This is a genomic window from uncultured Sphingomonas sp. (assembly GCF_964244265.1).
Lineage (GTDB): Bacteria > Pseudomonadota > Alphaproteobacteria > Sphingomonadales > Sphingomonadaceae > Sphingomonas.
Genome location: NZ_CAXTHV010000026.1, coordinates 15,541 through 37,661, shown reverse-complemented (window position 1 = coordinate 37,661; position 22,121 = coordinate 15,541). Strand labels below are relative to the sequence as shown.

At 67.4% G+C, this 22,121-nt stretch carries 20 protein-coding genes; 13 read left to right on the top strand and 7 right to left on the bottom strand.

The genetic code is table 11. The features are described 5' to 3' along the window. Position 1: 1 nt before the first annotated feature. The 5 genes from pyrE to ACFE7K_RS11560 all read right to left on the bottom strand — a co-directional run bounded on the left by pyrE (position 2) and on the right by ACFE7K_RS11560 (position 4,596). Positions 2-655, bottom strand: a complete 654-nt coding sequence (gene pyrE / locus ACFE7K_RS11580) for an orotate phosphoribosyltransferase (RefSeq protein WP_375398346.1) — start codon at positions 653-655, stop codon at positions 2-4. A 120-nt stretch (positions 656-775) separates the two neighbouring features. Beyond that, complete coding sequence (locus ACFE7K_RS11575; protein WP_375398345.1) at positions 776-2,935, bottom strand: sodium-translocating pyrophosphatase; 2,160 nt, start codon at positions 2,933-2,935, stop codon at positions 776-778. Between the two features lie 144 nt (positions 2,936-3,079). Continuing rightward, positions 3,080-3,892 carry a ferredoxin--NADP reductase gene (locus tag ACFE7K_RS11570; protein WP_375398344.1) on the bottom strand — a complete coding sequence of 271 codons (813 nt, stop codon included), beginning with the start codon at positions 3,890-3,892 and terminating at the stop codon, positions 3,080-3,082. Beyond that, the gene (locus tag ACFE7K_RS11565; RefSeq protein ID WP_375398343.1) at positions 3,885-4,268 is read right to left on the bottom strand and encodes a hypothetical protein; all 384 of its coding nucleotides are present in this window, start codon (positions 4,266-4,268) and stop codon (positions 3,885-3,887) included. Before ACFE7K_RS11565 ends, ACFE7K_RS11570 begins: the two co-directional genes overlap by 8 nt. Positions 4,269-4,371: 103 nt before the next feature. Beyond that, the gene (locus ACFE7K_RS11560; protein ID WP_375398342.1) at positions 4,372-4,596 is read right to left on the bottom strand and encodes a hypothetical protein; all 225 of its coding nucleotides are present in this window, start codon (positions 4,594-4,596) and stop codon (positions 4,372-4,374) included. A 302-nt stretch (positions 4,597-4,898) separates the two neighbouring features. On the opposite strand from ACFE7K_RS11560, the gene ACFE7K_RS11555 reads away from it, so the two are divergent. The 4 genes from ACFE7K_RS11555 to ACFE7K_RS11540 all read left to right on the top strand — a co-directional run bounded on the left by ACFE7K_RS11555 (position 4,899) and on the right by ACFE7K_RS11540 (position 9,292). Further along, complete coding sequence (locus ACFE7K_RS11555; protein WP_375398341.1) at positions 4,899-5,414, top strand: MucR family transcriptional regulator; 516 nt, start codon at positions 4,899-4,901, stop codon at positions 5,412-5,414. An 87-nt stretch (positions 5,415-5,501) separates the two neighbouring features. Beyond that, entirely contained in the window at positions 5,502-5,705 is a 204-nt protein-coding gene (locus ACFE7K_RS11550; RefSeq protein ID WP_375398340.1) for a hypothetical protein, read from the top strand. 75 nt (positions 5,706-5,780) lie between these two features. Then, the gene (locus ACFE7K_RS11545) at positions 5,781-7,640 is read left to right on the top strand and encodes a M3 family oligoendopeptidase (RefSeq protein ID WP_375398339.1); all 1,860 of its coding nucleotides are present in this window, start codon (positions 5,781-5,783) and stop codon (positions 7,638-7,640) included. 32 nt (positions 7,641-7,672) lie between these two features. After that, complete coding sequence (locus tag ACFE7K_RS11540; protein WP_375398338.1) at positions 7,673-9,292, top strand: DUF6311 domain-containing protein; 1,620 nt, start codon at positions 7,673-7,675, stop codon at positions 9,290-9,292. Here the strand turns inward: ACFE7K_RS11540 and ACFE7K_RS11535 are convergent. After that, a complete protein-coding gene (locus ACFE7K_RS11535; RefSeq protein ID WP_375398337.1) occupies positions 9,261-10,313 on the bottom strand; it encodes a mannose-1-phosphate guanylyltransferase/mannose-6-phosphate isomerase in 1,053 nt (350 codons plus the stop codon). The genes ACFE7K_RS11540 and ACFE7K_RS11535 overlap by 32 nt on opposite strands. Before the next feature lie 167 nt (positions 10,314-10,480). Between ACFE7K_RS11535 and ACFE7K_RS11530 the strand changes: the two genes are divergently transcribed. The 9 genes from ACFE7K_RS11530 (at position 10,481) to ACFE7K_RS11490 (ending at position 21,567) form a co-directional block, all read left to right on the top strand. Beyond that, a complete protein-coding gene (locus tag ACFE7K_RS11530; RefSeq protein ID WP_375398336.1) occupies positions 10,481-11,869 on the top strand; it encodes a TIGR03013 family XrtA/PEP-CTERM system glycosyltransferase in 1,389 nt (462 codons plus the stop codon). Between the two features lies 1 nt (position 11,870). Then, positions 11,871-13,949, top strand: coding sequence for an XrtA/PEP-CTERM system histidine kinase PrsK (gene prsK, locus ACFE7K_RS11525; protein WP_375398335.1), 2,079 nt, complete (start codon positions 11,871-11,873; stop codon positions 13,947-13,949). Further along, complete coding sequence (prsR, locus tag ACFE7K_RS11520) at positions 13,946-15,286, top strand: PEP-CTERM-box response regulator transcription factor (RefSeq protein ID WP_375398334.1); 1,341 nt, start codon at positions 13,946-13,948, stop codon at positions 15,284-15,286. Before prsK ends, prsR begins: the two co-directional genes overlap by 4 nt. Further along, positions 15,279-17,324 (top strand): tetratricopeptide repeat protein, encoded by a 2,046-nt coding sequence (locus ACFE7K_RS11515; RefSeq protein WP_375398333.1) that lies wholly within the window; start codon positions 15,279-15,281, stop codon positions 17,322-17,324. The genes prsR and ACFE7K_RS11515 overlap by 8 nt, the downstream gene beginning before the upstream one ends. Before the next feature lie 37 nt (positions 17,325-17,361). Next, complete coding sequence (locus tag ACFE7K_RS11510) at positions 17,362-18,204, top strand: DUF815 domain-containing protein (protein ID WP_375398332.1); 843 nt, start codon at positions 17,362-17,364, stop codon at positions 18,202-18,204. A gap of 32 nt (positions 18,205-18,236) precedes the next feature. Continuing rightward, positions 18,237-19,250, top strand: a complete 1,014-nt coding sequence (locus tag ACFE7K_RS11505) for a sensor histidine kinase (protein WP_375398331.1) — start codon at positions 18,237-18,239, stop codon at positions 19,248-19,250. Positions 19,251-19,284: 34 nt separating this feature from the next. Continuing rightward, positions 19,285-20,121, top strand: a complete 837-nt coding sequence (locus tag ACFE7K_RS11500) for a diacylglycerol/lipid kinase family protein (RefSeq protein ID WP_375398330.1) — start codon at positions 19,285-19,287, stop codon at positions 20,119-20,121. Then, positions 20,118-20,948: a metallophosphoesterase family protein gene (locus tag ACFE7K_RS11495; protein WP_375398329.1), complete on the top strand. Its 831-nt coding sequence runs from the start codon at positions 20,118-20,120 to the stop codon at positions 20,946-20,948. Before ACFE7K_RS11500 ends, ACFE7K_RS11495 begins: the two co-directional genes overlap by 4 nt. Positions 20,949-21,069: 121 nt before the next feature. After that, complete coding sequence (locus tag ACFE7K_RS11490) at positions 21,070-21,567, top strand: GNAT family N-acetyltransferase (RefSeq protein WP_375398361.1); 498 nt, start codon at positions 21,070-21,072, stop codon at positions 21,565-21,567. A gap of 66 nt (positions 21,568-21,633) precedes the next feature. Here the strand turns inward: ACFE7K_RS11490 and ACFE7K_RS11485 are convergent, their stop codons facing one another. Next, on the bottom strand, positions 21,634-22,101 hold the full coding sequence (locus tag ACFE7K_RS11485) for a Fur family transcriptional regulator (RefSeq protein ID WP_375398360.1): 468 nt from the start codon (positions 22,099-22,101) through the stop codon (positions 21,634-21,636). Between the last annotated feature and the right edge of the window lie 20 nt (positions 22,102-22,121).

Below are 22,121 nucleotides of genomic sequence, written 5' to 3'. Positions count from 1 at the left end.
TTCAGTCCAGCGGCAAACGGTCGGCATCCGTCACGCCGAGGTCGCTTGCAGTAAACAGCGCGTGGAGCGCGATGCCGCGCGCCGCCAGGGTCGCGGTCGCGCCCTGCTCGCGGTCGAGGATGACGATCGCGTCGGCGACCGATGCGCCCGCCGCGACGATCTGATCCACCGCCTTGATGATCGAACCGCCGCTGGTCGCCACGTCGTCGACCAGCACGACGCGCTTGCCGGACAGGTTTTCGCCGCCGTCGTCGTCAAGTCCCTCGATCATCAGCGCGGTGCCGTGCGCTTTCGGGGCCTTGCGGACGAAGATCGCGCTGACCGGCGCGCCCCGTTCCCAGCTGAGCGCGGCAACCGTTCCCAGCAACGGCACGGCACCCATCTCCAGGCCGCCGATATAATCGGCGTCCAGCGCCGAGATGATCTGGAACAACCCGCGCGCGCATTGCGCCGCGCCTTGCGGGGTCATCATCGTCGCCTTCATGTTAAAATAGATGCGGCTGCGATTGCCCGACGCCAGGGTGAAGGCGCCGCGCTTGAACGTGCGCCGGGCGAGCAAGGTCTTCAGCGCGTCGGCGTCATAATCCGGTTGCGGCCCCACGGAAATAGCTTCCCCGCCGGAATCGGCGGCGATACGGCTGAGGACCGTGGCCAAGATAGATCTCCCCGCGAGTCACTGCGGCCGCATCACATGATGCGGCCGCGTCGATCATCACCATTGGTCATTGGATCACGCTCGTCAACCCTGACGCCGCCGACGCGTGCAGGAGAGTCGTCAACCTGTCCCCGCATGCGCGGCCAGCGCCGCCAGCAGCAGCAACGCCACGATGTTGGTGATCTTGATCATCGGGTTGACCGCCGGGCCCGCAGTGTCCTTATAGGGATCGCCGACCGTGTCGCCGGTGACCGCGGCCTTGTGCGCCTCGCTGCCCTTGCCGCCGTGATTGCCGTCCTCGATATACTTCTTGGCATTGTCCCAGGCGCCGCCGCCTGAGGTCATCGAGATCGCGACGAACAGGCCCGAGACGATCACCCCGAGGAGCATCGCGCCCAGCGCCGCAAAGCCCTGCGCCTGGCCCGCCACCGCGGTGATGATGAAATACAAGGCGATCGGGCTGACGACCGGCAGCAGCGAGGGCACGATCATCTCGCGGATCGCCGCCTTGGTCACCAGGTCGACGGTGCGCGCATAATCGGGGCGCGACGTGCCCTGCATGATGCCCGGGTTGGTGCGGAACTGCTCGCGCACTTCCTCGACCACCGCGCCCGCCGCGCGGCCGACCGCGGTCATCCCGAACGCGCCGAACAGATAGGGCAGCAGCGCGCCGAGCAGCAGCCCGACGATGACGTACGGATTGCTCAGCGAGAAATCGACCGTCAGGCTGGGGAAATAGGTGGTCAGGTCGGTGGTGTACGCGCCGAACAGCACCAGCGCCGCCAGCCCGGCCGAGCCGATCGCATAGCCCTTGGTCACCGCCTTGGTGGTGTTGCCGACCGCGTCGAGCGCGTCGGTCTTGTGCCGCACGTCGTCGGGCAGGCCCGCCATCTCGGCGATGCCGCCGGCATTGTCGGTGACCGGGCCATAAGCGTCCAGCGCCACGACCATCCCCGCCTGCGCCAGCATGCTGGTCGCCGCGAACGCGATGCCGATCACCCCGGCCAGCTGATAGGCGGCAATGACCGCGACGACGATGACCAACGTCGGCAGCGCGGTCGCCTCCAGCGAGACGGCCAGGCCCTGGATCACGTTGGTGCCGTGGCCGGTCTCGCTCGCCTTGGCGATCGACTTGACCGGGCGGTGGTTGGTGCCGGTGTAATATTCGGTGATCCAGACGAGCAGCCCGGTGACCGCCAGTCCGATCATCATGCACCAGAACAGGTCCATGCCGGTGAACGCCACGCCGGCCCCGGCACCCGCCCGCGCGGTCACCGTATCGGTGGCCGCGTCGAGGAACCCGGCGCCTCCGATCCGCGCGTTCAGGTCGCTGATCACCCAGCTGGTCGCAAAAAAGATCGCCGGCACCGACAGGATCGCCGAGGTGAAGAACCCCTTGTACAGCGCGCCCATGATCGAGCCCTTGCCCAGCCGCACCATGTACGTGCCGATGATCGAGGTGACGATGCACACCCCGCCGACGATCAGCGGCAGGCTCATCAGCCGCATCAGCTCGGGCGCGTCGGCGCGGACCAGCAGGGCGATCGACACCATCGTCACGCCCAGCGTAACGACATAGGTCTCGAACAGGTCGGCGGCCATGCCGGCGCAATCGCCGACATTGTCGCCGACATTGTCCGCGATGACCGCCGGGTTGCGGGGATCGTCCTCCGGGATGCCGGCTTCGACCTTGCCGACCAGGTCGGCGCCGACATCGGCGGCCTTGGTGAAGATGCCGCCGCCGAGCCGCGCGAAGATCGAGATCAGCGACGCGCCGAATGCCAGCGCGGTCAGCGCCTGGGTCACGACATGGTCGTTGGGCAGATGCCCCGCCGGGCCGACCAGATACCAGAAGAAGCCGGCGATTGCGAGCAGCCCGAGGCCCGCGACCAGCATGCCGGTAACCGCGCCGGAGCGGAACGCCATCGTCAGGCCGCCCTGCAGCGACATCCGCGCCGCCTCCGCCGTCCGCACGTTGGCGCGCACCGAGATGTTCATGCCGACAAAGCCCGCCACCCCGGACAGCACCGCGCCGATCACGAACCCGACGGTCGAGATCAGCCCGAGCGTGAAGAACAGGATGACCGCGACGATCACCCCGACGATGGCGATGGTGGTATATTGCCGGCCCAGATAGGCCTTCGCCCCTTCCTGGATGGCGGCGGCGATGTCCTGCATCCGGGCGTTGCCGGCGGGCGCGCGCAACACCTGCTGGCTGGTGACGAAGCCATAGACGACGGCGATCAGGCCGCAGACAATGGCCGCATAGATGATCGGCATCCTCATTCCCCTGTTCGGCCCCGTATTGCCGGGTGCCTTGCTGTTGGAACGGCCTCTACAAGCAGGCGGGGGGCGAGTGCAAGCACGTCGGCGTGGCGTGCGGGACGGGCAAGGGCCTGGGCGGCGTCAATGGGTGACGTGTCTTCATCCTACGAACGCGCGTTCGATGATGTAATGACCGGGATGGGCATTCGACCCTTCCATGAAGCCGAGTTCGTCGAGTTGCCCGGCAAGCTCTCGGATCATCGCCATGCCTCCGCAGAGCATGACGCGATCGATCTCCGGGTTGAGCCGGCGCGGGCCTGCCAGGCCCGTGAAGAGTGCGCCGCTTTCGATCAGGGCCCCGATCCGGCCGGTCGTTTGGAACGGTTCGCGCGTGACGGTGGGAAGGTAGGACAGTTGCAGCAGCGCCTGATCCTGGACCAGCGGATCACCCGCCAAATGCGTTTCGAGCACCTCGCGACACGCCAGGTCGGCAACGCGCCGGACGCTGTGAACCACCTGGACCTGCACGAACCGTTCATAGATGTCCGCATCGCGCACGATGCTGAGGAACGGCGCCAGGCCGGTGCCGGTCGACAGCAGGAACAGCCGCCGGCCCGGCAGCAGCGCATCGGCGACCAACGTTCCGGTCGGCTTGCGGCCAAGGAACAGTTGATCCCCGCGCTGGATCTGAGCTAGTCGGGAGGTCAGCGGACCATCGCAGACCTTGATCGACAGGAACTCCAGTTCGTCGGCATAAGCAGGGCTCGCGATCGAATAGGCACGCAACAATGGACGCTGGGCCCCGGGCAAGCCAAGCATGACGAACTCCCCCGACCGAAAGCGGAAATTCGGCGGCCGGGTGATCGCGAAGCTGAACAGATGGTCGTTCCAGTGGCGCACCCCGCACACGGTCTCGACGGTCAGGCTGGACGATGGCGCCAGTTGCGGGAGCATGGCGATCCGGTCACTCATTGGTTGACCGCTTCCCGGCCCGTCGAGGGCGCGAGGCAAGACCAAGGCCCAGTCCGGCCTGGGTGAAGCACTCGGCCACCCCCGCCAGCGCGGCAGCCAACGGCGCGACGGCATCTTCCTGCATGATCATGCCGAGCGTGGCGAGCGTGCGCGAGGACGATATGATCCGGACCTTGCCGACGATCTCCAGCAATACCGCCTCGTCCTCGGCGATAGGCGAGCATCCGCCCAAAGCGAAATGCAGCGTCTCGCGCGCTTCCCTGTTGAGTAGCATCATCGCCATGTGAAAATGCGGCAGGGCAGGCATCACCCTCGCCGCGGCGAAGCCGGGACCGATGGCATATGGCGGGCAGGTGCGCGCGGCCATGGCGGCCACCCATCGCCGCATCGAACAGAGGAACAGGGCGCCCCCCGTGTCTAGCGCGCCGACCGGGCGATCGACAAAATCGTACATGACGTTCTCCTGCTGGCGGCACGGATCAACCGGTGACTTCCACGATTACTGCGCGCGCCTTCGCGATAGCGGCGGTGGTGGTCAGCTTGCCGGCCTGAACCTCGTCTGCAAATTCCATCAGCCGCTCGCCCGAGGCGGAGCCGGTCTCCGCCACGCCGCTCGGTAGCGCCGCGATCAGCACAACGGAGGCAAGTCCCTTCCACGCTAGTTCGACACCAGATTGTGCCGCACCATCCATCATCTTTCCCATCGCTAATGCGAGTGATTCGCGTTTGCATCTATTAGGAAGCCGGCTAGGCTGCGTCAACAGAAAGTGGCGTTGACGGGAAGCTGGGTTGAAAAGGTCGAAAACCAGTCCGCAGGTCATGGTGTTGCCGGCGTGGCAGGTGAACCAAAGGTTGGCATCTTGGCCGGTTGGTGCAGATCGAAAGCGCGGCTGCTTACAAGGCTATCGTCTATAGTAACGACGCAGAATATATTTACGGCGCTTTTCATTTCTGGGTGATTGACCGCAAACAATCCTGGCTCTAACGCGAGTCCAGCATAGAGGAAATGACCGTGGACGAAACAACCAGTGCCAATGCCGTCGAACTGGCAACCGAGCTGACCATCGCATGGCTGTCCAACCCCAATACTCGGGCAAGCGCCGAAGATGTTCCTACCTTCCTGGCGCAGATGCATGCCGCGGTGTCCGGCCTGACCGGCGACCCGCAATCACCCGCTCCGGAGGCTGGTCCTGCCGCGGAGTTCACCCCGGCGGTCTCGGCCCGGAAATCGTTGAGCTCGAAGGATCACATCATCTCGATGATCGACGGCAAGCCCTACAAGACCTTGCGTCGTCACCTTTCGGGTCATGGCCTTACCCCGGAAGAATATCGCGATCGCTACAATCTGCGTGCGGATTACCCGATGGTATCGGAAAACTATTCAGCGGCACGGCGTGACATGGCCAAGCGCATTGGCCTGGGCCGCAAGCCACGGACAGCCACGGCCGCGCCGGCGGCGACCGAGGAAACGGCTGCGGCTGCGCCAAAGCGCGGACGGCGCAAGGCTGCCGCTACGGAATAGCGGCCGATCGCGTCCTTATGGAACGACCGTCGCTGCCAAGCGTCGTGTTGATCGAGGTCAATTAACGACCGGTTAAGGAGAGGTCGCATGGTAAGCAACGCCGAGCTTCATGGTCATCTTGCCCCGCCAGCCAGCTACTCGCTGAAAACGCCCGAGCCACTTCATGCCGGCCGCGTTTCGCTGGCTCGCCGGATGGGATCGACCAAGGTGATGCGTGGCCTAGTGATCGGATCCGTCGTGGCGCTCGCCATGTGGGTTGTCGTGGCGGCGCTGATCGCATGGGCGATCTGACCGCGGGACTTTAGCTCTTGCCGCGCGTCGGGGTGATTGCGATGAGTTGGACTCCTGTTGATCCGGAGTCCGTCCATGCCCCAATTTTCCCGTCGCGAAACGATCGCCGCCATTATCCTGGCCGGCACGTTCACGGCAATACCGGCTTGGGCGCAGAGCAGCGCTGGCGGCGCCCAATGGGATCTTGCCGACCTCTATCCCACTGACGCCGCCTGGGACGCAGCGCGGCGCAAGGTGCTTGCGGACCTACCCACGCTCGCCGCCTATAAGGGCAGGCTGGGCGCCGGTGCCGATACGCTGGCCAGGTTCCTTGCCGCGCAATCCGACCTGCAGCGCGCCGCCAGTCGGATCTATGCCTATGCCAGCCTGAACGCCGATGCCGATCTCCGCATATCCGCCAACCAGGAACGGCAGGCGCAGGCGATCGACATGTTCACTGCCCTGGGCGAGGCGGCGTCCTGGGCCGCGCCGGAGCTGCTGGCGCTCGGCAAGCCGAGGATCGAGGGTTTCATCGCGGTCAACGACACGCTGCGGCGCCGGTTCGATTTCATGCTGCGCGACATCGCGCGATTGTCGGCCCATATCCTGTCCCCCGAGGGCGAGTTGCTGATGGCGGGAACCGGCGCGCCGTTCAGCGGGCCGAGCGACATCCGCGAGCAACTGGTTGCGTCGGATATTCCCTGGCCGACGGTCACGCTGTCGACCGGCAAGCAGGTGCGGCTGGACGACCAGGCCTATACGCTCAACCGCGACGCGCCGGCCCGCGCCGACCGCAAGCTGGTGTTCGACACGTTCTGGGCCGAATACGGCAAGTTCCAGCATTCGCTGGGCGCCGCCTATCTCAGCCATGTCAAAGCCGACGTGTTCGAGGCGAAGTCGCGCCGTTACCCGACATCGCTTGCCCATGCGCTGTCGGGCAACAACGTGCCCGAGATGGTCTATCGCACGCTGGTCGCCGAGACCAACAAGGGCTTGCCCGAACTGCACCGCTATTTCGAGCTTCGCCGCAAGCTCCTGGGGCTGCCCGACATGGCCTATTACGACATCTACCCGCCGTTGGTCGCGCTGGACAGGAAGGTGACGGTGCCCGAGATGCGGGCCACCACGATCGAGGCCGTGAAGCCGCTCGGTCCTGAATATGGCGCGCTGTTCGCCAAGGTGACCGCGGGTAAATGGATGGACCCGTTGCCCCGTCCGGGCAAGAAATCGGGTGCGTACATGAACCCCGGCGCGGCGTATGACGTCCATCCCTATCTGCTGCTCAACCTGGGCGAGAATTATGAGGGGATGACGACCTATGCCCATGAATGGGGCCATGCGATGCACACATTGCTGGCCAACCAGAGCCAGGTCTATGAAAAGTCGGACTATTCGATCTTCACCGCCGAAATCGCCTCGACCTGCAACGAGGAACTGCTCGCCATCCACATGGTGGCGAATGCCAGGACCAAGCAGGAGAAGCTGTTCTACCTCGGCCAGCAGCTGGAGAGCATTCGCGGCACCTTTTACCGCCAGGCCATGTTCGCCGAATTCGAGCTCGCCGTGCACGACAAGGCGGAAGCGGGGGAGGGATTGTCGGGCGAAAAGTTCAGTACGATCTATCTTGATCTACTTAAGCGTTATCACGGGCCGAACGTCGCGGTGTCCGACACCTATGCCTCGGAATGGGCGTATGTCCCGCATTTCTATAACAGCTTCTATGTCTATCAATACGCCACCTGTATCTCTGCGGCGTCCTATTTCGCGCGATCGATCCTGAAGGGCGGCGCGAAGGAGCGCGACAATTATCTGAGCGTGCTCAAGGCGGGCGGGTCCGATTATCCGTACGATGTTCTCAAGCGGGCCGGGCTCGATATGGCAGTTTCGGCACCGTACCAGGCGATCATCCAGCGCTTTCGCGAGACGCTTGATGCGTGCGAGGCGCTCGTCGGATAGCGCGGTGCGTTGGCGCGCGAATGACGTTATTCATGGCGATTGATCGTTTCGCCGCCCGGCAATTGTCCTTAGCCGCGCTGGCGGCCGTCATCTTCGTGGCATGGATGCACCCGGCCATATTGGATGTGCGCAATGTCGGGTGGCTGCTCGACGGCAGCGACCGCGGCCAGACCGCAATCGGACTGGCGGCCTATCTGCGCGGCGGATCGTGGCCGGCATTGCACAATCCCTTGCTGCTGGCACCCGAAGGATTGCCGCTGTCGCTGACCGACAGCAATCCTTTGCTCGGGTTGTTATGCAGGCCGCTGGGACTGCCGGCCGACTGGCAAGTCATCGGGTGGTGGCTGCTGGTCTGCGTGGTGCTGCAGGTGGCGTTCGCCAACGCTCTGCTCCGACGTCATGTCGCCGATCCACTTGCGTTGTTCCTGGGTACCGCCTTGGTATCGTTCAGTCCCACGCTGATTGCGCGCTACGGCCACGTCAATCTCTGTGCGCACTGGACGATCCTGTGGGCGTTATGGATCTTCGTCGACGAAACCCGCGCAAAGCAGCCCGCCTGGTGGATGGCGGTCATCGGCGTCTCTCTGCTCATCCATCCCTATCTGGCGGTGATGACCGGCGCGATCTGGGCCAGCGCCGTGATTCGCCTGATCATCCTTCACCGCGATCGGTCATCGATCATGATCGCGGCGGGCGCAGTGGCGGCATCCGTCCTGGCAATTGCCTGGTGGCTTGGGCTGATCGGGCAGTCCCTGGTATCGAGCGGCACCTACGGCCGCTTTGGCATTGCGCTGGATGGGCTGTGGAACCCTGGTAACCCGGATTATTCCGCACTGCTGCCGGGCGTGGCCGCCTCACCCGCGCAGGGTTTCGAGGGGTTCAACTATCTCGGGGCCGGTATGCTCGTGCTTGTCGCCCTGGCTGTGATCGCCCTTCTTTTCGGGCGCGGCCGGTCCGCCGGCCTGTCGTTGACGTGGCTGATTCCGGCGTTTGGCGCGTTTGCCCTGATCGCGATCGGACCGCATCTGATCTGGCGCGGACAGGTGATCGCGTCGATCCCGGTGGCGGCTGGATTGCGCGACGCTCTGGATCCGGTGCGCGCCGCCGGCCGCCTGTTCTGGCCGGTCGGCTATGTCATCGCGTTGACAGCGGTCGTGATCGTTGCGCGCCTGCCGCGCGGCGCGCTGATGATCGGGGGCGCCTTGGCTCTCCAGGTAATCGACCTTGCGCCGATGCTGGCCGCGGTGCGCGCGACCAGCGCGCGCGCCGACGACCATCGACTTTACCTGCGGACGCGCGATCCGCGCTGGCAGTCGATAATCGACCGGGCATCTGCGATAGAGTTTTACCCGATCCGTTCCGATCGCGAAAAGGCTGTGGTGGAGGAACTGGCATGGCGGGCGATCACCGCGCCTCGTCCGGTGCTCTTGCGGTACTTCTATGCCTCGCGCGAACCGGCGGCGGTGGCCGCGCGCCTGGATGCGGATGCCGCGGCGTTCCGCGCGGGCCGGATCGATCGATCTCGGCTCTACGTCCTGCTTGACGGTCGAGCATCGGGCGCGCTGGCCGGACGGGTGACGATCATCGACGGACTTGCGGTGATCGTGCCGGATGCCGCCGTCATTCCTTCATCGCCTCGATCAGCTTCTTGACCTCCTGGCTGCGGCCGCGCGGCAGGACCAGCACATCCTTGCCGTTGGCGACGATGATCAGGTCGGTGACGCCAACCAGCGCGACACGGACGCCGTCCGCCTGGACCAGGCAGCCCTCGCTCTCGATCGCGACGACATCGCCACGGCAGACGTTGTTGGCCGCGTCGCAGGTGCTGATCTGGTGCAGCGCATCCCAGCTGCCGAGGTCGCTCCAGCCCATCGCGACGGGCACCACCGCCACGCGCTCGGCTTTTTCCATCACCGCATAATCGATCGAATCAGACGGAGAGGCGGCGAACGCCTCGGCCTGGGGATAGAGGCGGGATCCTTCGTGCCGCGCCCCCGCCATCGCCCGCTGGCTCGCCGCCAGGAGGGGGGGGGCGTGGGTGGACAGGGCATTCAGATAAACGTCGGCGCGGAACAGGAAGATACCGCCGTTCCACGCATGATCATCCGATGCCAGCATGGCCTCGGCGCGGTCGCGGGGCGGTTTTTCGACGAAGCTGGCGACCCGGTGCACGCGCGGCGCGATCGGCTCGCCGATCCTGATCCAGCCATAGCCGGTCTCCGGCGACTGCGGATCGATCCCGAAGGTCACCAGCCAGCCCTGCTCGACCATCGGCAGCGCGGCATGGATCGCGGCATGGAAGGAATCGGGATCGGCGATGACGTGATCGGACGGCATCACCAGCAGCGCCGCGGCGCCATCGCCCGCCGCCAGCGCGGCGAGCGCGATGGCGGGCGCGGTGTTGCGTGCCATGGGTTCCAGGATCAGCACCTGCGCGGGGCTGCCGACCGACGCCAGCTGGCTTTCGACCTCGTCGGCGTGACGGGCATTGGCGACGACGATCGGCGGCATGAACCGCTCCCCGGCGACCCGCGAGGCGGTCAGCTGGAGCATCGTCAGCTCGTGGGTCAGCGCGAGCAGCTGCTTGGGCCGTTCGGGGGTCGACATCGGCCACAACCGCGTGCCCGACCCGCCGGACAGGATGACGGGAATGATCGGCGTGGCATCGGTCATCTGAAATCCTCTGTCGCCCGGCGCAGGATGAGGCGGGCCGCCTTGGGGGGGAGGGCCAACGCGGCGCCACCAGAATGCGTTCAGGCTTTATTTGTCAATTGCTGCGACACCGCCGATGACCGTGTCGGAAATCCTTACACGCACCGCGTGTCGGCTGGGCGAGGGCGATGATCAGGCTGTTCAAGCACTACGTCCCCTATGCGGTCCTGTTCCTCGGACTGCTCGACATCCTGCTGCTCTTCGGCGCGGCGGAACTGGGCTATGTCGTGCGGTTGCACCAGCTCGGCAGCAGGGTCGACCCGATCGGCAACCGGCTGCCGCAATTGCTGATCTTCGCCGCCGCGCTGGAAGTCGCGATGATCGCGGTCGGGGTCTATGGGGCGGATGCGCTGCAGTCGCTGCGCCGCGCCACCGCGCGGTTGCTGGTGGCGATATCGTTGGGCGTGATCCTGTTGTCCGCCGTCTATTTCCTGTCGCCGATGCTGAGTTTCTGGCGGTCCAACCTGCTATACGCGATGGGATTCGCCGCTGCCGCCATGATCGGGTTGCGGATCCTGCTGGGCAAGATGCTGGGCAGCCATGTGTTCAAGCGGCGCATCGTCGTGCTTGGCGCGGGCATGCGCGCGGCGCGCCTGAAGGCGCTCGCCGCGCAGCCGCAATCGGCCTTCGTCGTCGTCGGCTATGTCTCGATGAGCGAAGCCAACCGCGTCATCCCCGAAGCCATTGCGCGCGACGCGATCTACAATCTGGCCGACCATGTCGTCCTGCTCAATGCCAGCGAGGTGGTGCTGGCGCTGGAGGAGCGGCGCAATGCACTGCCGCTCAAGGATCTGCTCCGGATCAAGACCACCGGGGTCCATGTCAATGAGATATCGAGCTTCCTCGAACGCGAGACGGGCCGCGTCGACCTGCAAAGCGTCAACCCCAGCTGGCTGATCTTTTCCGACGGTTTCTCGTCGGGGCGAATGCTGTCGAGCATCTTCAAGCGCCTGTTCGACGTCGCGGCCAGCCTGGCCCTGCTGGCGCTGCTGGCCCCGCTGGTCGCCGTGATCGCGATCGCGATCAAGCTGGAGAGCAGGGGTCCCGCTTTCTATCGCCAGCGCCGCGTCGGGCGCTATGGCACCGGGTTCGACTGCATCAAGCTGCGGTCGATGCGCCAGGACGCCGAGGTCGCCGGCCGGGCGGTATGGGCCGAGAAGGACGATCCGCGCATCACGCGGATCGGCCGGTTCATCCGCAAGGTCAGGATCGACGAACTGCCGCAATGCTGGTCGGTGCTGAAGGGCGAGATGAGCTTTGTCGGTCCGCGTCCCGAACGCCCGCAATTCGTCGAGGACCTGGAGCAGCAGCTGCCTTATTATGCCGAGCGCCACATGGTGAAGCCCGGCATCACCGGCTGGGCGCAGATCAACTATCCCTATGGCGCGTCGATCGAGGACAGCCGGCAAAAGCTGGAATACGACCTCTATTACGCCAAGAATTATTCGCCGTTCCTGGACCTGCTGATCCTGCTGCAGACGATTCGCGTCGTCCTGTGGCCGGAAGGGGCGCGCTGAAATGGTCGACGGACTGATCCTGTGGGGCCATGCGCTCGCCGCGATCCTGTTCGCCGTGCTGGCGCTGTCACAATTGCGCCAGGCGACGACGACCTTGCCGCGGCTGGCGTTCACGCTGGCGCTTGCGCTGTCGGCGCTGTCGGCGCTGGCGGTGGCGGGAATCGACCAGCAGGACCTGGCGACGCGGCTGATCGACGGGCTGCGCCAGCTGGCGTGGCTGGGCTTCATGTTCGCCCTGTTCCGGCGCGCCGAGCGCGAGCGGCGCAACCAGGCGATCGCGATGATCTATGGCGTGGTCGTGGCCGTCGAGATCACCGCGATGGCGCTTGCCATTGTCGAGACCGCCTTTCCCGGCGATGCCGCGGCGACCGCGATCGGCGACGCCCGGCTGGCCCTGAAGATGATGGTCGCGGTCGGCGCGCTGGTGCTGGTCAACCACCTTTACATGGCCGTGCGGCCCCAGGCTCGCAGCGGCATTCCCCTGGCCCTGGGGGCGCTTGCGATATTGTGGGCCAGCGATCTTGCAGTGGGCGCGGCGAATTACCTTACCCATGTCCGGCCAGCCGACGTCATCGCCCTGCGCGGGCTGGCGCGGGTGGCGTCGGTGCCGTTGTTCGCGGTGGCCGCACATCGCAACGGCGACTGGACGCTCAAATTGTCGCGGTCGGTGGCGTGGCAGTCGCTGTCGATCGCCGGGTTCGGTCTTTATGCGCTGGCGACGATCGCGATCCTGTCGACGATCGATGCGGTCGGCGGCGCCCATGCGCGCCAGATCGAGGCGGCATTCGTGTTCGGCTCGACCGCCGCCCTGCTGGCCCTGCTGTCGACCCCCAAGCTCAAGGCATGGGTCAAGGTCAAGGTTGCCAAGCACCTGTTCCGCCACCGCTATGACTATCGTGCCGAATGGACCCGCTTCACCGAGACGCTGGGCGCGCCGGGCGAGGGCGCGGCGCCGCTCGACGAGCGTATCGTCAAGGCGGTGGCCGACGTCACCTATTCACCCGCCGGGCTGTTGCTGGTCGCCGACGGGGCGACGCTGGTGCCGGGCGCCGGCTGGCGGTGGGACGCGGCCCCGCCATCGCCGGCCGGTGGCGGTGAACTTGCCCGGCGGCTGGCCGGCGACGGCCGGATCGTCGAACTCGACCCCTTGCGCGCGGGGCGTGGCGACCCCGCCGAGCGCAGCGCGATCCCGCAATGGATCCTCGACCAGCCGGCGAGCTGGGCGATCGTGCCGCTGATCCATCTCGACCAGCTGATCGGGGCGATCGTCCTGGCCCGCCCGCCGATCGACCGCGCGCTGGACTGGGAGGATTACGACCTGCTGCGCATGGCCGGTCGCCAGGTAGCGAGCTATCTGGCGGAGGCCCGCGCGCATGACGCGCTGGCCGATGCCGAGCGGTTCGACGAGTTCAACCGGCGTTTCGCGTTCATCATGCACGACGTGAAGAACCTGGTCAGCCAGCTGACGCTGGTGGCGCGCAATGCCGAACGCCATGCCGACAACCCGGCGTTCCGCGCCGACATGGTCGTCACGCTGCAGGAATCTGCGGGACGGATGAACGACCTGCTCGCGCGTCTTTCGCAGCATCATGCGGGTCGCGTCGACCCGCCGGTCGCCGTCGAGATCGTGCCGCTCCTGGAATGCGTGGCCCGGCGGCGGCCGCATCCGGTCATCGTTTCCGGCGCGCATCACCTGTTCGCCATCGCCGATCCGGCCAGGCTTGAACAGGCGCTGGGCCATCTGGTGCAGAACGCGATCGAGGCGAGCGCCGCCGACATGCCGGTGACGCTGAGCGTGGCCGAGGCCCCGGGCCGCCTGCTGATCGAGGTCGGCGACCGCGGCCTGGGGATGAGCGCGGCGTTCGTCCGCGATCGCCTGTTCCGCCCGTTCGTATCGAACAAGCCCGGGGGGTTCGGGATCGGCGCGTTCGAGGCGCGCCAGCTGATCGAGGCGATGGGCGGCATTCTGGAGGTAGCCAGCGCGGAGGGACAAGGCACGCGCTTCACGCTGACGCTGGCGCTGGCGTTGGCGGGGGCGACGGCGGGGGCGGCGGCGCCGCCGCTGGAGCAGGCGGCATGAACGGGCAGAAGCTGCTGATCGTCGAGGACGATCTGGGGCTCCAGCGTCAGTTGCGCTGGGCCTATGACGGCTATGACGTCGTCGGCGCGCACGACCGCGCCTCGGCGATCGACGCGGTTCGCGCCGAGGAGCCGGCGGTGGTGACGCTCGACCTGGGCCTGCCGCCCGACCCCGACGGCACCAGCGAGGGGTTCGCCACGCTCGCCCAGATCCTCCAGCTCAAGCCCGATACCAAGGTGATCGTCGCGTCGGGCCATGGCGCGCGCGAAAGCGCGCTGAACGCGATCGGCGCCGGCGCCTGGGACTTCTATGCCAAGCCGATCGATATCGACGCGCTGGGCCTGATCGTCAGCCGCGCCTTTCATGTCCACGCGCTGGAGGCGGAGAATCGCCGGCTGGCGACGCCCGCGACCACCGCCTTTGCCGGGCTGATCACCGCCGCGCCCGAAATGCTGAAGGTCACGCGGATGATCGAGCGGGTCGCCGCCGCCGACGTGTCTGTAATGCTGCTGGGCGCATCGGGCACGGGCAAGGAAGTGCTGGCGCGCGGATTGCACGAGGCGAGCGGGCGCAAGGGCGCATTCGTCGCGATCAACTGCGCGGCGATTCCCGAGACGCTGCTGGAAAGCGAGTTGTTCGGCCACGAAAAGGGGGCGTTCACCGGGGCGGTGAAGACCATCGAGGGCAAGATCGAGCAGGCCGATGGCGGCACATTGTTCCTCGACGAGATCGGCGACGTGCCGCTGTCGTTGCAGGTGAAGCTGCTGCGGTTCCTGCAGGAACGCGTGATCGAGCGGATCGGCGGCCGGCGCGCGATCGCGATCGACACGCGGATCGTGTGCGCGACGCATCGCGACATCGACGCGATGGTCGCCGCCCAGTCGTTTCGCGAGGACCTTTATTACCGGCTGGCCGAGATCGTCGTCCGCATCCCCGGACTGGCCGAACGGCCGGGCGACGCGGCGCTGCTGGCGCGTCATTTCCTCCACCGGCACGCCAAGGCGATGGGCCGGCCGGTCACCGGCCTGTCCGCCGACGCGCTGGCGGTGATCGACGGCTGGGGCTGGGCAGGCAATGTCCGCGAACTGGAAAACCGGATGAAGCGCGCGGTCATCATGGCCGACGGCAAGCTGGTCACCGCCGCCGACCTCGACCTTGAGAGCGGCGGCGCGCCCGAACCGATCAACCTGAAGGCGGTGCGCGAGATCGCCGACCGCAAGGCGATCCGCCACGCGCTGGCGCGGGCCGAGGGCAACATCTCCAATACCGCCAAGCTGCTCGGGATCAGCCGCCCGACGCTCTACGACCTCCTGAAGAGCTATGATCTCCATGCATGAACGCCTCACCACCCTGGCCGCCGCCGCCATCGCGGTCGCCGCCGCGGCAGCGCTGACGATCGGGCTGGCCGGCCCCGCGCGGGCCGATGCCGCCACCGCGCGAACCGAGCTGGCGATCAGCCTGGGCCTGCTCAAATCGGGCAATTACAACGCCGCGCGGGCGCATGCGCAGCGCGCGGTCGCCGCCGATCCGGGCTGGGGCCTGGCGCATGCCGTGCTCGCGCGCGATTTCCTGGCGCTGGGCGACGGCCTGGGCGCGGAGGCCGAGCTAAACCGCGCCGGGGCGACCGGATTCGACATGAAGCGCGGGCACCAGCTGCTTGCCCATGCCTGGCTGCTCCAGGGCGACAATCGCCGCGCCCTGGCCGAAGCGGCAAAGGCCGATCCGCGGTTTGGCGGCTATGCCATCCGGGTCGCCGCGCGTGCGCTGTCCGCGCTGGACAAAAAGCCGCAGGCGCTGGCGCTGCTGAGCGACCTGGTGCGCGCAGCACCCGGCGACGCGGCGGCGTGGTGCGATCTCGGCCGGGTGCGCTATGCGCTGGGCGACGTCGATGGCGCCGCCGGCGCGGCGCAGCGCGCGGTGGCGATCGATCCGGCCGATCCGGCGGCGCTGACGCTGCGCGGCGAACTGATCCGCGATCAGTTCGGGCTGGCCGGGGCACTGCCGTGGTTCCGCGCGGCGCTCGACCGCGATGCCTATTACCATCCGGCGCTGATCGAATATGCCGCGACGCTCGGCGATCTGGGGCGCTATCCGGAGATGCTCGACGCGACGCGGCGCGCGCTGGCGGCGCGGCCGGGCAGCCCGCAGGCGCTCTACCTCCAGGCGGTGCTGGCGGCGCGGGCGGAGAAGTACGACCTCGCCCGCAGCCTGATGCAGCGGACCGGGGGCGCGATCGACCATCTGCCCGGCGCGCTGCTGCTCGGCGGGACGCTCGACTTCGCGGCGGGCAGCGATGAGGCGGCGATCGAGAAATGGGGCGAGCTGGTGGGCCGCCAGCCGATGAACGTGACCGCGCGGCGACTGCTGGGGGCCGCCTTGCTGCGATCGGGGGATGCGCGCGGCGCGCTCGACGTGCTGCGGCCGGTGGCGCTGCGCGGCGATGCCGACAGCTATACGCTGGCACTGGTCGGCCGCGCGTTCGAGGCGACCGGCGAACGCGACTGGGCGGCGAGATACCTCGACCGCTCGGCCTGGCCGCTGCGCGACGGCGCCGCCCCGTTCGGCACCGACGACGGCCTGGCGGTGCTGGCCAGCTCGGTGGCGGTAAAGCGGGGCGATCCGGCGGCGGCGGTCAACCTGGTGCGCGGGCTGATCGATGCCGGCAAGCTCGACGACGCGCTGCGCACCGCGACGGCGCTCAGCGATGCCGGGCCGGGCGCGCCGGCCGCGCAGCTCCTGGTCGGCGACACGCTGATGGTGATGGGCCGCTATGCCGCGGCCGCCGACGCCTATCGCAAGGCCGCCGACATCCGTTTCGACGAGGCGACGATGCTCCGCGCGGTCGACGCGCTCGACCATGCCGGGCGCCGGCCCGAGGCAGCGACGGTGCTCGCCCTGTTCCTCGACCAGCATCCCGAAAACGTCGCCGCGTTGCGGCTGGCCGCGCATTGGCAGATCGCGGCCGGCGACTGGGCGGCGGCGATCGACACGCTGGAGAATTTGCGCTCGCGGATCGGATCGCGCGATGCCGGGATGCTGGCCGAGCTGACCTATGCCCATCTCGGCGCGGGCGATGTCGACGACGCGCTGGGCTATGCCGAGGCGGCCTATGGCCTTGCCCCGCTCAACCCGGTGGCGACCGACGCTTATGGGTGGGCGCTGTACGTGTCGGGCGACAATGTTCGTGGCGCCGATCTGCTGGAGAAGGCGGTAAAGCTGGCGCCGAACCATGCCGGGCTGCGCTGGCACCTGGCGCAGATCTACGCCGATCTGGGCCGCAAGGCGGAGGCGAAGGCGCAGGTCGGGGTGGCGCTCGCCGATCCCGGCTTTGCCGATCGCGCTGCGGCCAAGGCGTTGCTGGGGACGCTCGGCTGATTGCCCGCAGGCGGCAGGCATGCCAGAGGCGGACGCGATGAGCGACCCGCTTGATCGTATCGCCGCCGCGCTTGAGCGGATCGCGCCGCCACTGCCGCCCGACGCCGATCCGGCTGCCCATCGCGCTTATCTGTCGCGCGACGGCGGGCTGGTCGCCGCGCGGCATTTCGCGCCGCTGCCGATCGACCTGCTGCTGGGCGTCGAGGCGCAGAAGGCGGCGGTGCTCGCCGAGTTCGGGCGGCTGGCCGCGGGACATGCCGCCCAGGACATCCTGTTATGGGGCGCGCGCGGCACCGGCAAGTCGGCGCTGGTCAAGAGCGCGGTCGCCGCGACCCAGGCGGCCGGCGGCGCCATCGCGCTGATCGAGGTCGGCGCGCTGAGCGACCTGCGCGGATTGTTCGACCGGATCGCGGGCATCGACCGCGGCTTCGTGCTGTTTCTCGACGATCTCGGGTTCGACACGGCGGGCGAGGCCCGCGCGTTGCGCTCGCTGCTGGAGGGCGGGGCGGAGGCGCGGCCGGACAATGCGCGGTTGGTCGTCACCGCCAACCGCCGCCACCTCGTCCCGCGTGACATCACCGAACAGGAAAGCGCCATCAACCCGCGCGACAGCGTGGACGATCAGCTCGCGCTGGCGGACCGGTTCGGGCTGAGCCTGGGATTCCATGGGGTCGACCAGCACGCCTACCTGGCCATCGTCGAGGGTTATGCCCGCGCGTTCAACCTGCCGTTCGATGCCACCGATGCAGTCGGCTGGGCAACGCGGCGCGGCGCGCGCTCGGGCCGGGTGGCGTGGCAATATATCGTCGACCTCGCTGGAAAATCGGCCCGGAACATTCATTTGATTGATCGGAATCAAGATCGAGCTTTCCCGGCTTGACTGTGCGCGGTACGGCGATGTCCCCTTCCGGCATGGCAAGGATTGGCGAGCTCGACCTGCCCGACCGGCTGGCGCCGACCGTGCCGCGCTGGGTGACGCAATTGTCCTTTGCGTTGCTGTGCGCCGCTGCGGCGACGATCATCCGTATCGTCATCAATGCGATTGCGCCTGGATCGGCGATTTTCGCGCTCGTCTTTCCCGCGATCATGGTCGCCACCCTGTTCGGGCGATGGCAATCCGGATTGCTGACCACCGCGATCACGGTCTTCTACACCTATTTCGCCGCCTATCGAGGGACGCCGGCCGCCGCCGCGGTCGCCAGCCCATCGTCGACGCTGTTCGCCATCCTGGCGACGGCGATGCTGACCGTGGCGCTGGCGGAGCTGTTCCGCCGTGCGGTGCGGCGCGCCACGCAGGAACGCGACCGCGAGATCGCCGAGCGCGACCTGTTGCTCGCCGAGTTCGATCATCGCGTGAAGAACAATTTCGCGATCGTCGCAGGGGTGCTCGATATCCAGCGGCGGCGCGTGACCGAGCCGGCGGCGGCGGAGGCCCTCACTTCGGCCCTGATGCGGGTCGAGAGCGTCGCGCGCGCCCACCGTCACCTCTATCGCAACGGCCAGGCGGAGATGGTCGACATCCGCGATTACCTGGTCGAATTATGCGGGGCGCTGGCCGACGCCCTGTTGTTGCGCGGCGGCGTTACGCTGACCTGCGACGCCGACCAGGCGCCGGTCGGCCGCGACCGGGCAGTGTCGATGGGCCTGGTAATCAACGAACTCGTCACCAATGCGGCCAAGCACGCTTTCATCGGGCGCGATAGCGGCACGATCGGCGTATCCTGGCGACGGCATGAAAGCGGCGCGGGCTGGCGGCTGATGGTGACCGATGACGGCGTCGGGATGCCCGAGCGTCAGCCGGCGTCGCGGCGTGACGGCGGTCTTGGCCAGCGCCTGATCGAGGCATTCGCCCAGCAGGCGCGCGGGACGCTCTCCTCCGTCAGCGACGCAACGGGCACGCGCGTGACGCTGGATATTCCCGATTGACAAAGGGGCGATCGGCCGCGTCGTGCGTTGCCGGATGATGCACAAGCTGTGGTTGATCACCAATCCCCATTCGGGCTCGTCGGACGCGCAGAAAGCCGAGGCGATCGTCGCCGTCTGTATCGAGGCGGGGCTGGAAATGGTCGGCCGCACCGATTTTCCCGACGACACGCTACCCAAGCCGGCCGCGCTGGACAAGGCGGGCGCCGATACGGTGCTGTTGTTTGCCGGGGACGGCACGATCAACGCCGCGGTCTGCGCGTTGGCCGAATGGGACGGCGCGATCCTGATCCTGCCCGGCGGCACGATGAACATGCTGGCCAGAATGCTCCATGAGTCGCTCGATCCGGCGGAGATCGTCGGCTTGGCGCATGCCGCGGGCAAGCGGATTGCGCTCCCCTATGTCGAGGCCGGGCCGCACCGCGCGCTGGTCGGGCTGATCCTGGGCCCGGCGGCAAGCTGGTATCGCGCGCGCGAAATCGTCCGCAAGGGCAAGATCAAGGGGTTGTTCGCGTCGATGCGGGGGGCCTGGCGCCGCACTTTCGGCCACGGCATCCGCGTCACCGGCGCGCCCGGCCTCACCCATCATGCCCAGGCGGTGCTGGTCCGCGCCGACGCGGACGGGCTGGAGGTCGCCGCGATCGACGCGCGCGATTTCCGCGCGATCGCCGAACTGGGCTGGAGCTGGATGACCGGCGACTGGGTGGCGGCGCGATCGGTCACAGAAGTGCGTGCGACCGAATTGCGCATCGCCGAAAAGAAACCGGTGCTCGCGTTGTTCGACGGCGAACCGATCGACCTCGCGCCCGGCACGACGATTGCCACCGGGCGTACGGGCAAGCAGTTCATCGCCACCCGAAAGGACGCGCCATGACCCGGCTGTTCCATGTCAGCGACGTTCATTTCGGACGCGAGGATGTCGCGGCGATCGCCTGGTTCGACGCGCTGGTCGCCGCCGAGGCGCCGGACGCGGTGGTGATGACGGGCGACCTGACCATGCGTGCCCGGCGGCGCGAATTCGCCGCGGGGCTCGCCTGGCTGCGTGGGCTGGAGCGGCCGGTTACGGTCGAGGTCGGCAATCACGACCTGCCCTATTTCAATCCGATAGCACGCATGTTCCATCCCTATCGCCGGTTCGAGGATGTCGAGCGGCTGGTCGAAAGGCCGCTCGACCTGCCCGGTGTATCGATCGTCCCGCTCAAGACCACGGCGCGCGCGCAATGGCGGCTCAACTGGTCGAAGGGCTATGTCAGCCGGCATGCGCTGGCCGAAACGCTCGCGCTGGTCGAAGCGGTGCCGAAGGATCGGCTGGTGTTCGTCGCCTGTCACCATCCGCTCGTGGAGCCGCATACCCGGATGTCGGCGCAGACGCACCGCGGCGCAGAGGCGTTCGCGGCGCTGGCGGCGGTCGGGGTGGACGCCGTGCTGACGGGGCACGTCCATGACCCGTTCGACATCGCTCACCCGGTCAATGGCCGCACGGTGCGGATGATCGGGGCGGGGACCTTGTCGGAGCGGATCAGGACCAGCCCGCCTGCGATCAACGAGATCCGGATCGACGGCGACATGTTCGACGTGGTGTGCCGGACGATGGACGCAGCACCCGACCGGATATTGACGACGCGCCCGCCCCACCGGAACGATCCGGTGACCAGCGAGGCGGCGGCGGAAGCGCCGACAAAGACCCGCGGCGCCGCTTGATCATTGGAAAAAGCTGGCCAGGCTGTTTGGGGTGCAGGCTGATGATTGCGAGGTCGATACGCCAGTGACGTTTGTCGTCCGCATCGCGACCCAGGAGGATGTTGCCGCGATCGCCGCGCTGATGGATCGCGCGATCTTCACCCTGCAGCACGCGTTCCTGACACCGGAGCAGGTGGCGGCCAGCCGCTTCAGCATGGGTCTCGACACCCAGTTGATCGCCGACCGGACCTATGTCGTGGTCGAGGACGGCGCCGGGCGGATCGTCGGCTGCGGCGGCTGGAGCTATCGCGCGACGCTGTATGGTGGTGACCACAATTCGGCATTGCGCGATGCGGCATTGCTCGATCCGGCGCGCGACGCGGCGCGGATCCGCGCGATGTATACCGATCCCGACCATGTTCGTCGCGGCATCGGCCGCCTGGTGCTGGCGGCGAACGAAGCCGCCGCACGCGAGGCCGGTTTCATGCGCGCCGAGTTGATGGCAACGCTGGCGGGCGAGCCGCTTTACATCGCATGCGGCTATCGGCCGATCGAGCGGGTCGACAAGATGGCCGATCGCGGCGTGGCGGTGCCGGGGGTACGCATGGGCAAGGCGTTGGCGCCTGATCCAGCGGGCTGAACCAGGCCGGCGGCGCCTTCACGGACGCGGATCAGGTATCGGCTGCCCCAGGAGACGAAAGCCGCGTCAATTGCAATCGGCGCATTTGCCCCTGACCTCGATCACCGGCCGTTCGGGCAGGAAGCCCGTCGCCTGGGCCGCGCGGCGCACGGTGCCGGCGATGCGATCATCGTCGATATGCACGGTCTGTCCGCAATGATCGCACACCAGGAAGATGCAGTCGTGCAGGCAATCGGGATGGGCGTTGACGATATAGGCATTGGCGCTTTCAACACGCCGCGCCAGGTTTGTGCCCACGAACAGGTCGAGGATGCGATAGACGCTGTTGGCGGCGACACGGCGCCCCTCGATCTTCGAGACCGCCTCGGCGATGTCATAGGCCGAGGCGGGGCGATCGAACGCGGCCAGCGCGCCGAAGATGCTGGCGCGCATCGGCGTCCATTGCTCGCCCGATCGTTCAAGCGTCGCCTGCGCCACGGTCGCCAGTTGGACACCGGACGGTTCGCGGTGATGATGGTGGGCAGTCACGGCAATGATTTAGGCGCTCACGCGCG